Genomic DNA, 14,825 nt, shown 5'->3' with positions numbered 1-14,825 from the left:
GTCACAGCGCCCGCCCGATGTCACCGTCTTCCAAAGCCGTCACCGCGTCCACGAAGCAGCGTCCGCGGTGGGTGTAGTCGTCGTACATGTCCAAGGAGGCCGCCGCCGGTGCGAGCAGGACGGTGTCGCCCGCGCTGGCCAGTCCCGCCGCGGCGCGGACCGCGCGGCCCATGACCGCCTCGGCGCGCTGCGATCTCGACGACTCCATGTCTGCATCGTCTCCCGCGTCCAGGGCGATGACCGGGACTTCGGGCGCGTGTCGCGCCAACGCGGCGGCGATCAGCGGCGCGTCGGCCCCGAACAGGACCGCGCCGACGAGCCGCTCACCGACCTCTTCGATGAGGTCGTCGACGGTCGCGCCCTTGAGCAGACCACCGGCCACCCACACCACCTGCGGGTGCGCCAGGATCGAGGCGCGCGCGGCGTGCGGGTTGGTGGCCTTGGAGTCGTCGATGAACTCCACGCCGCCGAGTTCGCGCACGAACGCGGTGCGGTGCGGGCCCACCTTGTGCTCGGCCAGCCCCTCCTTGACGAACTGCGGGGCCACGTCGATGGCCCTGGTCAGCGCGGAGGCGGCCAGCGCGTCGGCGATCCCGGCGGGGCCCTGCGGGCTGATGTCGGAGGTCTCGGCCAGGATGGCGGCCTTGGTGAAGGCGCGGTCGAGCAGTTTGCCGTCGACCACGCCCAGTTCGCCGTCGGCGGGTACGCCGATGCGGAAGCCGACCGTGCGCCGGGCCTTGGCCTTGCGGGCCAGCGAGCCCGCGACCGGGTCGTCGAGGCCGACCACGCCGACGCGGCCGGTCAGCGCGCGCGCTTTGGCGGCGGCGTAGGCGTCCAGGCCGCCGTGCCAGTCCAGGTGGTCCTCGGCGACATTGAGCACCACGCCCGCTTCCGGGCGCACCGAGGGCGCCCAGTGCAGCTGGAACGAGGACAGCTCGACCGCCAGCACCTGCGGGCCGGGGTTGCGGCGCAGCGCGTCCAGGATCGGCAGGCCGATATTGCCGCAGGCCACACTCGCGATGCCCGCGGCGCGCAGGATCGAGTGGGTCATGTTGGTGGTGGTGGTCTTGCCGTTGGTGCCGGTGATCACCAGCCACTTGCGGACCGGACCGTAGATCCGGGCCTGGTCGACCCACCAGGCGAATTCGACGTCACCCCAGACCGGGATGCCCTCGGTGACCGCCGAGACCAGCACCGGCGAGTCCGGCCGCCAGCCGGGGCTGGTGATGACCAGCGCGAACCGGCTCAGATCCGCGTTCTCCAGTTCGACGCCGGTGGCGACCTCGAGCCCGAGTTCGGCGGCTTCGGCCAGGGCCTTGGCGCCGTTGTCGGTGACCACGGGGTGCGCGCCGATATCGCGCAGCGGTTCGATCAGCGAGCGCCCGGAGACGCCCCAGCCCGCGACGAGGACGTCACGGCCACGCAGGAATTCCAGCATCGGGCCCGGCGACCGCAGCGCACGGGGAGTGTGTTCGACCATGTCCGCGCTCACCCGACCTGTGACAGATATTCGCTGTAGAACAGCCCCAGACCCACGGCGGCGGAGATGCCAGCCAGGATCCAGAACCGGATGATCACCGTCGTCTCGGCCCACTTGCTCAATTCGAAGTGGTGGTGGAACGGCGCCATCTTGAACAACCGGTTGCGGGTGGTGCGGAACACCGCGACCTGCAGCATCACCGAGGCGGCCTCGGCGACGAACAGCGCGCCGATCACGGCCATCAGCAGTTCGGTGCGGGTGGTGATCGACAGACCGGCGATCAGGCCGCCCAGGGCCAGCGAACCGGTGTCACCCATGAAGATCTTGGCCGGGGCCGCGTTCCACCACAGGAAGCCGATGCAGGCGGCGGCCGCGGCGGCGCACACCAGCGCCAGGTCCAGCGGGTCGCGCACGTCGTAGCAGCCGGGACCGGGGTTGGTGGAGCAGGCGTTGCGGTACTGCCAGAACGTGATGATCACGTAGGCGCCCAGCAGCAGGCTCATCGAACCGGCGGCCAGGCCGTCGAGTCCGTCGGTGAGGTTGACCGCGTTGGACCAGGCGATCACCAGGAACAGCACCCAGACCACGAAGATCAGCGCGCCCATCGACACCGTGCTCCAGTCGCGCACGTAGGACAGGTGCTTGCTGGCCGGGGCCAGGCCGTCGTCGTTGCGGAACTGCAGGGCCAGCACCGCGAAGATGACCGCGGCGGCCGTCTGGCCGATGTACTTGCCCGCGGCGGTGAGGCCGAGGTTGCGCTGTTTGCGCAGCTTGATGAAGTCGTCGAGGAAGCCGACCACGCCCAGCGCGGTGGTCAGACCGAGCACGAGCAGACCCGAGGCAGTCGGGCCCTCGGCGTCGTAACCGATGCCGATGAGGTGCGAACCGAGGTAACCGGCCCACATGCCGATCAGGATGGCGACACCACCCATGGTCGGGGTACCGCGCTTGGCCTGGTGGCTGGCCGGGCCGTCGACCCGGATCTCCTGACCGAAGCCCTGCCTGGCGAACACCCGGATCAGCAACGGCGTCAACAGGATCGACACCGCCAGGGCGATCCCCGCCGCGAAGAGAATCTGCCTCACGCCCGCGCCTCACTGACGCCGGGCGTCGGCGTGCTGCCGATGGCCGCTGTTTTCATGCCTGCGTACTACCTTCCCCTGCCCTGGTCAGGTGCTCGGCGACGGCCCAGAGACCGACTGCCTTGGATGCCTTGACCAGTACCACATCGCCAGCGGCGATCTCGTCGTCGAGCAGCGCGATCGCCGCGTCGATATCGGGAACGAGGACCGACTCCTCGCCCCATGAGCCTTCCATCACCGCACCCTGGTGCATGCCCCGGGAGGGTCGTCCGGTGCCGACCACGATCAACCGGTCGACGTCCAGGCGCACGGCCAGTCGTCCGATCGCGTCGTGTTCGATCACCGAGTCGTCGCCGAGTTCGCCCATCTCACCGAGCACCGCCCAGCTGCGCCGCGGCTCGTCCCCCGCCTTGGCCAGGGTGACCAGCGCCTTGAGCGCGGCCCGGACCGAGTCGGGATTGGCGTTGTAGGAGTCGTTGACGACCGTGACGCCCTCGGGGGTGGTGCGCACGTCCATCCGACGCGCCGAGGCCGCGGTGGCCCCGCTCAGCGCCTGGGCGACGGTCGCGAGGTCGGCGCCGCATTCCAGCGCGACGGCGGCCGCGGCCAGCGCGTTGCCGACCTGGTGTTCGCCGTGCACGGCCAGGGTCACCGGCACCGAATCGCCCCCGGCGTGCAGCACGAAGCTGGCCCTGGCCTGGTCGTCGGTGCGCACGTCGGTGGCGCGGACGTCGGCGTCACCGGACAGGCCGACCTTGACCACGCGCGCCTTGGTGCGGGAGTCCATAGCCGAGACGTGCGGGTCGTCGGCGTTGAGCACGGCCAAGCCTTCGGCGGGCAGCGCCTCGACCAGCTCCCCCTTGGCGACGGCGATGGCCTCGCGGCTGCCGAATTCGCCGAGGTGGGCGGTGCCGACATTGAGCACCACGCCGATGCGCGGGGGCGCGATGCGCGCCAGCTCCGCGATGTGGCCGCGCCCGCGCGCGGACAGCTCGAGTGCCAGGAACTTGGTGTCGAGCCCGGCGCGCAGGGTGGTCCAGGGGTGGCCGAGTTCGTTGTTGAACGAGCCGGGCGGCGCCACGACCGGGCCCAGCGGGGCCAGCACGGCGGCCAGCAGGTCCTTGGTGGAGGTCTTGCCGGAGGACCCGGTGACGCCGACGACGGTGAGCCCGGTGCGCTCGGCCAGTCGTTCGGTGCTCACCCGGGCCAACTCGGCCAGCGCGGCGAGCACCGCTGCGCCGGAACCGTCACCGTCGTGGCTCAGCGCGACCGAGGTCGCGGGCACCGAGCCGCGTTCGGGCGCGACGACGATCGCGGGCACCCCGACCGGGCGCGCCGCCAGCACGGCGACCGCGCCCGCGGCGACCGCACCGGCCGCGTAGTCGTGTCCGTCGGAGTTGGCGCCCGGCAGCGCGAGGAACAGATCGCCGGGACCGATACGGCGCGAATCGAATTCCACCGAACCGGTCACCGTGGCCTCGGGGTCGGGGACGTCGTGCAGTTCGCCGCCGACCACGTCCGCGATCTCGCGCAGTGTCATCTCGATCATGAAACCCTCGAGTCCTCCGAGTCGGTGTGCGAACCGTGCCGGGCGTCCAGTGCCTCGGCGACCACGACCCGGTCGTCGAAGACGTGCTTGACGCCCTGGATCTCCTGCCCCGACTCGTGGCCCTTGCCCGCGATGAGGACCACGTCACCGGGACGGGCCCAGGTGACGGCGGCGGTGATGGCCGCGGCCCGGTCACCGATCTCGCGGATCTCGCCGCGCGCGGCGGCCGGAACATCGTCGGCGCCCGCGATCACGGCGGCGCGGATGAGCGCAGGGTCCTCCGAGCGCGGGTTGTCGTCGGTGACGATCACCAGATCGGCCCGCGCGGCGGCGGCGCCCATCAGCGGGCGCTTGGCCACATCGCGGTCGCCACCGGCGCCGACGATCACGGCCAGCCTGCCGTGCCCGGCCTCGGCCAGATGCCCGCGCAGGGTGGTGACCACGGATTCGACGGCGGCGGGCTTGTGCGCGTAGTCGACGACGACCAGGAAGTCCTGGCCGCGATCGACCCGCTGCATCCGGCCCGGCACGTCCACCTCGGCCAGCGCGGGCGCGGCCACGGCCGGGTCGACCCCGGCGGCCGCGCAGGTCGCGATGGCCAGCAGGGCGTTGGCGACGTTGTAGCGGCCGGGCAGGCGCAGCCGCACGGCCAGCTCACCCGTCGGTCCGGTGGCGGTGAACTCCTGGGCCCCGGCGCTGGTCGCGATGTCACCGGTCAGCTGCCAGTCGGCCGCCCCGCGCGTGGAGACCGTGATCGGCGCGGCCAGCTCGTCGGCCAGCCTGCGACCCCACTGGTCGTCCACGCAGATCACCGAGGTGCGCGCGGCGACCGGGGAGTCGGCGGCGAAGAGTTTGCGCTTGGCGCCGAAGTAGTCCTCGAAGTCGGCGTGGAAGTCGAGGTGGTCCTGGGACAGGTTGGTGAAGGCGCCGACGGCGAAACGCACGCCGTCGACCCGGCCCAGCGCCAGCGCGTGACTGGACACCTCCATCACGACCGCCTGCACGCCCTGCTCGACCATCGCGGCGAACATCGCGTGCAGCTGGGGTGCCTCGGGGGTGGTGAGCGCGCTGGGCACGTGCTGCCCGCCGATGCGGGTCTCGATGGTGCCGATCAGCCCGGTCCTCAGCCCGGCCGCGACCAGACCCGCCTCGACCAGGTACGAGGTGGTGGTCTTGCCGGAGGTGCCGGTGATGCCGATGATGCGCAGGCGATCGCTGGGATGGCCGTAGATCTCGGCCGAGAGTTCGCCGAGCACGGCGCGCGGCTGTTCGCGCACCAGGATCGGGACGGCGAGCTCGCCGAGTTGTTCGGCGCCAGCGGCATCGGTGAACACCGCGACCGCGCCGCGCGCGACGGCGTCGGCGGCGAAGCGGGCACCGTGCGCGTTGGCACCGGGTAGCGCGGCGAACAGGTCGCCGGGACGGACCGCGTTGGACCGCTGCTCGATACCGGTGACGGTCACCGCGGCCACCGGGGTGGTGACCGTGGCGCCGGTGAGGTCCAGCAAGGCCTGCAGCGACGTCGACGGCGGCGTGGTGGGCCGGAGCGCGTGCGGGCTGGACTGCGCGGGCACAAGGCTCCTCTCTGAGAGTGATCGAGCGCGTGGGCGAGACGAGCAGTCAGGTTACCGACGCGCGGAGTCGGACGGACAACGCGGGTTGCGCATGAGCCGAGCGGTCAGAGCCCGGCCTCCAGGACGAGGCGTTTCGGCTCCGGCGACGGTGGCACCCGGTCGCGCTGCAGCGCCCAGGAGGCGATGCTGTGGAACAGCGGCGCGGCCGATCCGCCGCCGCTGCCGTCGGAGCTGCGCACCGGCGCGTCGAGCATCATGCCGATCACGTAGCGCGGGTTGTCGGCGGGCGCCATCCCGGCGAAGGTGATGTAGTACGACGAGGTCGAATAGCAGCGGCAGGCCGGGTCCACCTTCTGCGCGGTGCCGGTCTTGCCCGCCACCTGGTAGCCCTCGATCGCGGCCTGGCCACCGGTGCCCATCTGCACGCCCATCGGGTCCTTCTGCACGGTCGCCTGGAACATCTCGCGCAGGGTCTGCGCGGTCTGCGGGCTCACCACCCGCACGCCTTCGGGCTGCAGTTCTTCGGTGCGGGTTTCGTCGGGCGCGATTCTGGCCTTGACGATGCGCGGCGGGATGCGCAGACCGTCGTTGGCGATGGCCTGGTACATGCCGGTCATCTGCAGGGTGGTCATCGACAGACCCTGTCCGATGGGCAGATTGGCGAAGGTGCCGCCGGACCACTGGTCGCGGGCGGGCAGCAGGCCGGGGCTCTCGCCGGGCAGGCCGATGCCGGTGCGCTGGCCGAGGCCGAAGCGCCCGAGCATGTCGGCGAAGCGGTCCTCGCCCACGCGCTGGGCGAGCATGAGAGTGCCCACATTGGAGGACTTCCCGAACACGCCGGTGGTGGTGTAGGGCGCCACGTCGTGCTGCCAGGCGTCGTTGACGGTGACCCCGGACATCCGGATCGAGCCGGGCACCTGCAGCACCTCGGCGGGGTCGGTGACCCCGTACTCGATGGCCGCGGCGGCGGTGACGATCTTGTTCACCGACCCGGGCTCGAACGGTTCGGCGACCGAGGGGTTGCTCATGTTCGCCGAGGCCCAGTGCTGTGGTCCCAGTGCGGGATTGAAGGTGTTGTCGTTGGCCATGGCCAGCACCTGGCCGGTCTTGGCGTCGAGCACCACCGCCGAGGCCGAGGCCGCGCCGGAGAGCTGTTTGGCCTGCTGCACCTGCTGCTGCACGTAGTACTGCAGGTCCTCGTCGAGGGTGAGTTCCACGCCGTAGCCGTTGACCGCGGGCTGCTGATCGCGATAGCTGCCCGGGATCACCGCGCCGTCGGAACCCTTGTCGTAGGTGCGCGATCCGTCGGTGCCCGCGAGCACCGAGTCCAGCGCCGACTCCAGGCCGATCTGCCCGTGCCCATCCCAGCCGGTCGCGCCGACGACATTGGCGGCCAGTGCGCCACCGGGGTATTCGCGCAGGTCCTGGCGTTCGGTGCCGACCTCGGGGTACTTGGTCTTGATCTCGGTGGCGACACGCGGGTCGACATTGCGGGCCAGGTAGTGGAAGGGCTTGTCGCTGCGCAGTTTGTCGAGCAGCTCGGCTTCCTTGGGTCCGCCGTCACCGAGCTTGTCGTGGATGAACTTCGCGATGTCCTTCAGGCGCTGGTCCGGGTCGGGCGCGCTCGGCTTGGTCTTCTTGGCGTCGGCGAGCTGCTCGCGCACCCGAACCGGCTGGAAGGTCAGGGCATTGGCGGTGATGGTGAAGGCGAGCCGGTTGCCGTGCCGGTCGGTGATCGGGCCGCGCACGGCGGCCTCGGTCTCCTTGTGTGTGCGCTGCGAGGCGGCCTGCGCCGAGAGCGCGGGCGCGGCCAGGCTCTGGATGTAGAGCAGTTGCAGGGCGACCACGGCGAGGGTGGCCAGCAGGGTGACCCGCCCGATGCCCAGCCGCAACCGGACGGGCCGGTCGGGCGAGAGCGGGCCGGAGCGACGGGCACGCGACGAGACCGGCCCGCGTCGCGGCTGCGACGCGGATCCGCTGCGCCTCATCGGGGGCCGCCCTCCGTTTCGATCTGCCGGGGTGCCTCACTCGGTGCGACGGGCGCCTCGGCCACAACACCCGGTGCGGGCGGCGCGGTGTCGGCGGGAGCGAAGGGCGCGCCCTGCTCGCCGGGCACGACGGCGACCTCGACCCGGTCGGGCACCAGCGTGGGCTCGAGCGGGGTGTCACCCGCGGCGGGCGCCGGGGCGGGCACCTCGGCGGGCGCGGGCACTTGGGCCGGAACCCCGGCGGGGGCGGGCACTTCGGCGACCGGGGCGGGCGGCTGGGGGGTGGTCACCGGCGCCGCGGGCGTGGCGGTGGGTGCCACGAGGACCGGCGCCGGAACGCTACCGGGCGCGGCGGGAGTCGCGGTGAGCGAGCCGGGCTGCACCGGCACCACCCGCTCCCCCTGCGGCTGCGCCGGATTCGGCGCGGCCGGGTTCGGGGTGGTGGTCGGCGGACCGTTGAGCGGCGGGGCGGGCGCGCCCTGCGCGGGCGAGGGCGTGCCGATGACGGTGATCTCCCCGTCCGGGCCCAGCACCAGCCGCGCCGGGTCCTTGGCGGGGATCATGCCCTGTTCGCGGGCGCGCGCGGCCAGGACGGGCGCCGAGTCGGCGGCGGCCACCTCGCGCTCCAGGGCGGCCCGCTCGTCGGCGAGTTTGCGGTTGACCGCACGCGCGTCACCGAGCTGGTAGCTGTCCTCGGCGGCGCGGGTGGTCAACAACAGGGTCAGGGCCAGGCCGCAGCCGAGCAGTCCGATGATGGCCGCGACGAACGGAATCCGCCCGGCCATGGTGGACGCCCGCTCGGGCAGCTCGATCCCGTCGAGCAGTTGGGCCCTGGTGCGCTTGCGGGCGTAGGCCCGCTGGGCGGCACCGGACTTGACTCGGTCGGCCGCCTCGACGCGACGGGCCGTACGCCCCGGCACGGCGACGGTGCTCGTCCGCACACTCATCGTGTCCCCTCCTGTGTCCTCCCTGATCTCTCCACGATCCGTTCCGCCGCGCGCATCCGCACCGGCGCCGATCGCGGGTTGACCTCGATCTCGGACTCCGTCGCCTTCTCCGCGCCCCGGGTGAGCATCCGGAATTCCGGTCCCATGCCGGGCAATTCGACCGGCAGATCCATCGGGGACCTGGATACGATCCGGGGTGCGAACTCCTGCTTGACCAGCCGATCCTCGAGCGACTGGTACGACATGACGCAGATCCGACCGCCGACGCGCAACGCGTCGAGAGCGGCGGGCAGCGCCGCGCGCAGCGAGTCGAGCTCGCCGTTGACCTCCACCCGCAGCGCCTGGAACGTGCGCTTGGCGGGATGCCCGCCGGTGCGCCGCGCCGCGGCCGGGATGGTGTCGTAGAGCAGCTCGACCAGCTCCGCGCTGGTGGTGAACGGGCGAACGGCCCGGCGGCGCAACACCTCCGAGGCGATCTTGCCCGCGAACCGTTCGTCGCCGTAGGTCTTGAGCACCCGGGCGAGATCACCGTGGCTGTAGGTGTTGAGCACGTCGGCCGCGGTGGGTCCGGTGGTGGGGTCCATCCGCATGTCCAGGGGGGCGTCCACCGAGTAGGCGAAGCCGCGGTCGGCCTCGTCCAGCTGCATCGACGACACCCCGAGATCCATGAGAATCGCGGAGACGGAACCGATTTCGGGTAACTCCGCCTCGGCCAGCGCCGCGGCGATCCCGTCGTAGCGGGTGTGCACCAGGGTGATCCGGTCGGCGTAGGGCGCCAGGCGCTCCCCGGCCAGTTTCAGGGCGGTGGTGTCGCGGTCGAGACCGACCAGCCGCGCCGACGGATAGGCGCGCAGGAAATGTTCGGCGTGCCCACCGAGGCCGAGGGTCGCGTCGAGGTAGACCGCGCCCGGCTCGCTCAGCGCGGGGCCGAGCAGCTCGTCGGCGCGGTCGAGCAGAACGGGCACATGACGGGGGTTCTCGGTGTCATGGTTCACCTCGACCTCCCGGGATAGGACCTCGCGTCGCAGACGAGTCGCCATGCCACACAGTGCTTTTCGAATGAGAATGGTGTTCGCGAATGCGTCGAGGTCTCTGACCGAGGCGCGGCACCTGGCGTCGGGGAAGTACGTCAGGGTCCACGCCCGGGCAGAGGCCTCGCAGCACTCGCGTGCTCCGGGCTAGAAGATTCCGCCCAGCGACTCGTCTCTGGCTTGCGCGTAGTCCTCCTCGTGCTCGTCGAGGTAGGACTCCCACGCCTGCTTGTCCCATATCTCGAGGAAGTCGACCGAACCGATCACCACGCACTCCCGTGTGAGATTCGCGTAGCGCCGATGGTCCGGCGACAGCGTGATCCGGCCCTGTGCGTCCGGACGTTGTTCGTCGGTACCCGCGGCCAGCGCTCGAACGAAAGCCCTTGCCTGCGGGTTGCTTCGAGACGCCGCCGCGGCTCGCCGCGCGAGCGCGGTGAACTCGTCTTTCGGATACACGGCCAGGCTGTGGTCTTGACCCTTCGTGACCATCAACCCTCCCGCCAGTTCGTCTCGAAACTTCGCGGGCAACGTGAGTCGCCCTTTGTCGTCCAGGCGGGGGGTGTAGGTACCGAGAAACATCCCGGCCACCTCCCTACTGGATCACCTCGCCATACGGCATGTCCTGTAGTGCGCGACCCACATTACCCCACTTTCCCCCACTTTCAATCGAAACCCTGGGTGATCTCGCTCCCCGCCAACACAATTCCGCAGGTCACCCCAGCTATCACCGAGATTCGGGGTTATCGCGTGTTCGGAGAACCCGCGCGGGTCGGCTACCCCCGGTTCCGACAACGTCCAGCAAACTTCGCAGGTACCGGCGGGTAATACGGCGGGGTGGGGGAATTCGGCGGGGCGCGGTGGGGAGGGGTGGGGAAGGTGGGGGCGCGGCCCTGGTCGCGAGGTTCCGGGCACGAACAGGCGAAGGCGGCGCCGCACCCGATCGGGTGCGGCGCCGCCTTCGATGCTGTTGTGCTCCGGCGAGGGGGCGAGCTACTCCTGCTCGAACCTTCGACGGAAGCGGTCTTCCATCCGCTCGGAGAAACCGCCGGACTTGCGCTGGCGGCCGCCGCGACCGGACGACCCACCGCTGGCGCCCGCGCTCTTGGCGGGCCCCTCGGACTGGTCGGGATGCGCGGACCGGTGCGAGTTGCCGAGCATCAGCAGCACACCGGCGCCGAACATGGCGATGAATCCGACGAGACTGATGATCGGGAATCCGCCCGGCTTGAACGGAAGGGCGAGGCCGGCGACGAGAAGTACCAGGCCGATGGCGAACAACGCCGCGGCCTGGAGCCTCCGTCGGCTCGACGTGGAACGAAGTCGTCCGCCGCGGACGGACGAGGCGAACTTCGGATCCTCAGCATAGAGAGCGCTCTCGATCTGTTCGAGCATACGCTGCTCGTGCTCGGAGAGTGGCACGGTACCTCCCCCGGCACTAGGCGTGGCTGGTCGCCTCCGGGTAGGCGACGGGTAGCCGACCTTGGCGGCTATCTGCTCCCCATGATACGAGTTCGATCGAAGCCGTACCACCTACTCGGTGATAACTAAGCAGTCATGTCCCGGTCGCGACTCGGCTGCGACCGGGTCTTGACCGCGGCGACCAGCGCATCGTCGACGTCGTAGAGGAATGCGCCCACCCGTGAGCAGAACTCGTCGGCCTGGGTGTCGGTGATCGCGCGGTCCAGTCCGGCCTCCAGCGCGGCCCGCAGTTGCGAGTGCGCCTCGAAGTAGTCGGCCCACATCGCGAACTCCGGTGAGGCGCGTCTCAGCAACACCCACGCGCTGCGCGAGCGCGCCCGTGGGGCCCGGTCGGCGCCGGTGAGCGCGATCATGGCGCCCGCGCCGCGCAGCGCGGCCAGGTAGGCGGTGCGTAGCCGCTCCCCCGGGTCGTGTTCCCAGGCCGAATCGGTGAGCAGGGCGTCGGCCTGGCGTAGCAGTCCACCCGCGCGACCGTCGTGCGCCGCGTGCTCCCGACCATCCTTGCGACCAGCCATCTGCTGCCCCTTTCACCCCTCGCACAGATCGAACAAGCATTCGAACGTTTGAATTGAGATTGAATATAGGGACACCCACCGACAACTTCCGCGTCCGCGCGCCACCGACGAGAGCCATGACAGCCGTCAAGCCCAATCACACCCCCGCACCCGTCGTCGTCGACCTCAGTGTCGCCGCGCTCCGCGCGCGCCTGCACGACGCCCTGTCGGTGTACGTCGCCGCCATGGACTATCCGCGTGGTACCGAGCACCACCGCGCCCCGATGTGGACCGAGCACACCACCCGCGCCGGGTGGCGCGCGGTGGCCGCGCTGCTGCCCGACGACGCGGGCGCGGTCGACCTGCGCACCTCACCGATCCTGGCCATCGCCTACGGCTACAGCGGCGCCCCGCGCCAGTGGTGGCATCAGCAGGTGCACACCGGGATGCGCCGCTGCGGCTGGCCCGAGGCCGCCGCGCGCGATCTGCTCGCCGACTACTTCGAGCTCACCGAACTGCACGTGCACCCCTCCGCGCAGGGTCGCGGGATCGGGTCCACGCTGCTGGAACGGCTGCTGGCCGACCGGCCCGAGGCGGCGGTGCTGCTCTCCACGCCGGAGGTGCCCGAGGAGGCCAACCGGGCCTGGCGGCTGTACCGGCGGGCCGGATTCACCGATGTGATCCGCAATTTCGTCTTCGCGGGCGACACCAGGCCGTTCGCGATTCTCGGCAGGCGGCTGCCGCTGCCCGCCGCCGGTAGCCGGGAATGAGCGCGCCGGAGACCACCGTCGTCGTCGGTTCGGGGCACAACGCGCTGGTCGCGGCCTGTTATCTGGCGCGGGCGGGACAGCGCGTGGTGGTGCTCGAACGCGACGAGGTACCCGGTGGTGCCGTGTCGACGGTCGAGCGGTTCCCGGGTCATCGGGTGGACCGGGGTTCCTCGGCGCACATCATGATCCGGCACACCGGGATCATCGAGGAGCTCGAGCTCGACCGGTTCGGGCTGCGCTATCTCGACTGCGATCCGTGGGGGTTCACGCCCTCGGACGGGGTGCGCGCGCCGATCGTGTTCCATCGCGATCTCGACCAGACCCGCGCCTCGATCGCGGCGGCGTGCGGTGCGCGCGACGCCGACGCCTACCGACGTTTCGTCGGCGTGTGGGGTGAGCGCAGTGCCAGGGTGATGCGCGCGTTCGGCGCGCCGCCCACGCCTGGGCGGCTGATGCGCTCGTTCTGGGGGCTGGACGCGCGCGACGGCGGTAGCGCGCTGTCGCGGGAATTCCTGCAGTCCGGTGACGCGCTGCTGGACTACTGGTTCGACGATGAACGCCTCAAGGCCTCACTGGCCTGGTTCGGCGCGCAGTCCGGGCCGCCGATGTCGGAACCGGGCACCGCGCCGATGGTCGGTTTCGCCGCGCTCATGCACACCCTGCCGCCGGGACGGGCCGTGGGGGGAAGTGGGGCGTTGAGCGCGGCGCTGATCGAGCGGCTGCGTTCCGACGGTGGCGAGTTGCACACCGGCGAGGCCGTCACGGCCCTGCGCCGGGCCGGGGATCGGTGGCAGGTGAGCACCGCCGAGCGCACCCTGACGGCGGACACCGTGGTCGCGGGCTCGCACATCCTGTCCACCCTCGAGCTGTTGCGCGCGGGCGGGTTCGACGGCGCGACCCTCGACGACTGGCAGCGCCGCATCCGCGTCGGCCCCGGTATCGGCATGGTGGTGCGCCTGGCCACCGACCGGCTCCCCCACTATCCGGGCGCCTTCCCATCGGATTCCGCGCGCGGGCTGCAGTTCCTGGTCTCGGATCGCCATCAGCTGCGTCGGGCCCACGGTGCCGCGCTCGGCGGGGCGCTGCCGCCGCGGCCGGTGGTGTTGGCCATGAGTTTCAGCGCCGTCGACCCGACCATCGCGCCGCCGGGCCAGCATCAGCTCTCGCTGTGGGCGCAGTGGCATCCCTACGCTCTCGCCGACGGCAGCAGCTGGGCGCGGCACGCCGACCGTGAGGCGGACCGCATCGTCGCCGAGGTCGACCGGTACGCACCGGGTTTCGGCAACTCGGTGCGGCAGCGGTTCGTGCAGACCCCGGTCGACCTGGAACGCGAGATGGGCTTGCGCGGCGGCAATGTGATGCACGTGGAGATGTCGCTGGACCAGATGATGCTGTGGCGGCCGCTGCCGGAACTGTCGAACCAGCGGGTACCCGACGCCCCCGGCCTCTACCTCACCGGCGCCTCCACCCACCCCGGCGGCGGCGTCTCCGGCGCGAGCGGACGCAGCGCGGCTCGCCTCGTCCTGGCCGACCGCCGCCGATTCCCGATGCCCCGCCGACGATGAACGCCCGGCCGAGGTGGGTGCGATAGTGGGCCGACTGCGTGACCGGGTCGCCGACTCGGGTGGGTGGGTCGTCGACGGGGTGCGCGAGTGGGTGCGGGCCGATCCGCGACGTGCGATTCCCGCGGTTTCGGCGGTGCTGCTGGTGCTGACGCAGATCACCTATCCGCTCAGCGCGGGGATGACGCGGGATCGGATCACCGTGGCGGTCGTGGTGCTCTCGGCCGGGACGGCGTTGCTGCACGCGGTGACCACACGCGGTGTGCGCTGGGCGCTGGGGTTCTTCGTCATCGTGTCGGGGCTGGGTTTGGCCGCCGAGATCGTCGGGACCGCGACCGGGTTCCCGTTCGGGGCCTATTCGTATGCCGTCGACCGGCTCGGGCCCGCCATCGCCGAGGTGCCGCTGGTGGTGCCGCTGGCCTGGACCGGCGGGTTGTATCCGGTCTGGATCGTCGCGGGGCTGGTCACCGGGTCGACGGTGGGGCGCGCGGTGCTGTTGGTGGTCGGGGCGGTGGGGTGGGATCTGTTCCTGGACCCGCAGATGGTGGCCGACGGGCAGTGGACCTGGGCGGTCACCGACGCCGGACTGCCCGGACTGCCGGAAATCCCCTACACCAACTATCTGGGGTGGGCGCTGGTCGCGACGCTCATGGCGGTGCTGCTCAGCGTGCTGGACCGGCGACGCGGGCCGGTCTCGGTGGCGGTGCCGGTGGCGGTGTTCTGTTGGACCTGGCTCGGTTCGGCCCTCGCGCACGCGGTGTTCCTGGGGCTCCCGGCGTCGGCGGTGTGGGGCTTGGTGGGGTTGGCGCCGCTGGGCGTCCCGCTGCTGCTGCTCGGCCTGCGCCGGATGCGCGAACACCGGCCCTGAC

The 14,825-nt window shown here is 71.4% G+C and carries 13 protein-coding genes; 3 read left to right on the top strand and 10 right to left on the bottom strand.

Going from position 1 to position 14,825, the window contains the following annotated elements; genetic code table 11:
* Position 1 precedes the first annotated feature (1 nt).
* From murD to QC180_RS26530, 10 genes are all read right to left on the bottom strand, one after another.
* Entirely contained in the window at positions 2 to 1,438 is a 1,437-nt protein-coding gene (gene murD, locus QC180_RS26575) for a UDP-N-acetylmuramoyl-L-alanine--D-glutamate ligase (protein ID WP_278265621.1), read from the bottom strand.
* Positions 1,439 to 1,488: 50 nt separating this feature from the next.
* Positions 1,489 to 2,565, bottom strand: coding sequence for a phospho-N-acetylmuramoyl-pentapeptide-transferase (gene mraY / locus QC180_RS26570; protein ID WP_278265553.1), 1,077 nt, complete (start codon positions 2,563 to 2,565; stop codon positions 1,489 to 1,491).
* A gap of 52 nt (positions 2,566 to 2,617) precedes the next feature.
* Positions 2,618 to 4,111, bottom strand: coding sequence for a UDP-N-acetylmuramoyl-tripeptide--D-alanyl-D-alanine ligase (locus tag QC180_RS26565; protein WP_278265552.1), 1,494 nt, complete (start codon positions 4,109 to 4,111; stop codon positions 2,618 to 2,620).
* Positions 4,108 to 5,685, bottom strand: a complete 1,578-nt coding sequence (locus QC180_RS26560; protein WP_278265551.1) for a UDP-N-acetylmuramoyl-L-alanyl-D-glutamate--2,6-diaminopimelate ligase — start codon at positions 5,683 to 5,685, stop codon at positions 4,108 to 4,110. Before QC180_RS26560 ends, QC180_RS26565 begins: the two co-directional genes overlap by 4 nt.
* 104 nt (positions 5,686 to 5,789) lie before the next feature.
* Positions 5,790 to 7,673, bottom strand: a complete 1,884-nt coding sequence (locus tag QC180_RS26555) for a peptidoglycan D,D-transpeptidase FtsI family protein (protein WP_278265550.1) — start codon at positions 7,671 to 7,673, stop codon at positions 5,790 to 5,792.
* Positions 7,670 to 8,620: a cell division protein FtsL gene (gene ftsL, locus QC180_RS26550; protein ID WP_278265549.1), complete on the bottom strand. Its 951-nt coding sequence runs from the start codon at positions 8,618 to 8,620 to the stop codon at positions 7,670 to 7,672. Before ftsL ends, QC180_RS26555 begins: the two co-directional genes overlap by 4 nt.
* Positions 8,617 to 9,660 (bottom strand): 16S rRNA (cytosine(1402)-N(4))-methyltransferase RsmH, encoded by a 1,044-nt coding sequence (gene rsmH, locus QC180_RS26545; RefSeq protein ID WP_347567357.1) that lies wholly within the window; start codon positions 9,658 to 9,660, stop codon positions 8,617 to 8,619. Before rsmH ends, ftsL begins: the two co-directional genes overlap by 4 nt.
* 138 nt (positions 9,661 to 9,798) lie before the next feature.
* Positions 9,799 to 10,230, bottom strand: a complete 432-nt coding sequence (mraZ, locus tag QC180_RS26540; RefSeq protein ID WP_278265547.1) for a division/cell wall cluster transcriptional repressor MraZ — start codon at positions 10,228 to 10,230, stop codon at positions 9,799 to 9,801.
* Between the two features lie 411 nt (positions 10,231 to 10,641).
* On the bottom strand, positions 10,642 to 11,070 hold the full coding sequence (locus QC180_RS26535) for a DUF3040 domain-containing protein (protein ID WP_278265546.1): 429 nt from the start codon (positions 11,068 to 11,070) through the stop codon (positions 10,642 to 10,644).
* A 125-nt stretch (positions 11,071 to 11,195) separates the two neighbouring features.
* On the bottom strand, positions 11,196 to 11,645 hold the full coding sequence (locus tag QC180_RS26530) for an SAV_6107 family HEPN domain-containing protein (RefSeq protein ID WP_278265545.1): 450 nt from the start codon (positions 11,643 to 11,645) through the stop codon (positions 11,196 to 11,198).
* Between the two features lie 116 nt (positions 11,646 to 11,761).
* Between QC180_RS26530 and QC180_RS26525 the strand changes: the two genes are divergently transcribed.
* The 3 genes from QC180_RS26525 to QC180_RS26515 all read left to right on the top strand — a co-directional run bounded on the left by QC180_RS26525 (position 11,762) and on the right by QC180_RS26515 (position 14,824).
* Positions 11,762 to 12,394, top strand: a complete 633-nt coding sequence (locus QC180_RS26525) for a GNAT family N-acetyltransferase (RefSeq protein WP_278265544.1) — start codon at positions 11,762 to 11,764, stop codon at positions 12,392 to 12,394.
* Positions 12,391 to 13,959, top strand: a complete 1,569-nt coding sequence (locus QC180_RS26520; RefSeq protein ID WP_278265543.1) for a phytoene desaturase family protein — start codon at positions 12,391 to 12,393, stop codon at positions 13,957 to 13,959. Before QC180_RS26525 ends, QC180_RS26520 begins: the two co-directional genes overlap by 4 nt.
* 91 nt (positions 13,960 to 14,050) lie before the next feature.
* On the top strand, positions 14,051 to 14,824 hold the full coding sequence (locus QC180_RS26515) for a carotenoid biosynthesis protein (RefSeq protein ID WP_278265620.1): 774 nt from the start codon (positions 14,051 to 14,053) through the stop codon (positions 14,822 to 14,824).
* The last annotated feature ends 1 nt before the right edge of the window (position 14,825 follow it).

This window comes from Nocardia anocheti (genome assembly GCF_029675105.1).
Taxonomy (GTDB): Bacteria; Actinomycetota; Actinomycetes; order Mycobacteriales; family Mycobacteriaceae; genus Nocardia.
Note: the sequence above shows the minus strand (reverse complement) of the source record. Positions and strands in the feature narration are given on the sequence as shown.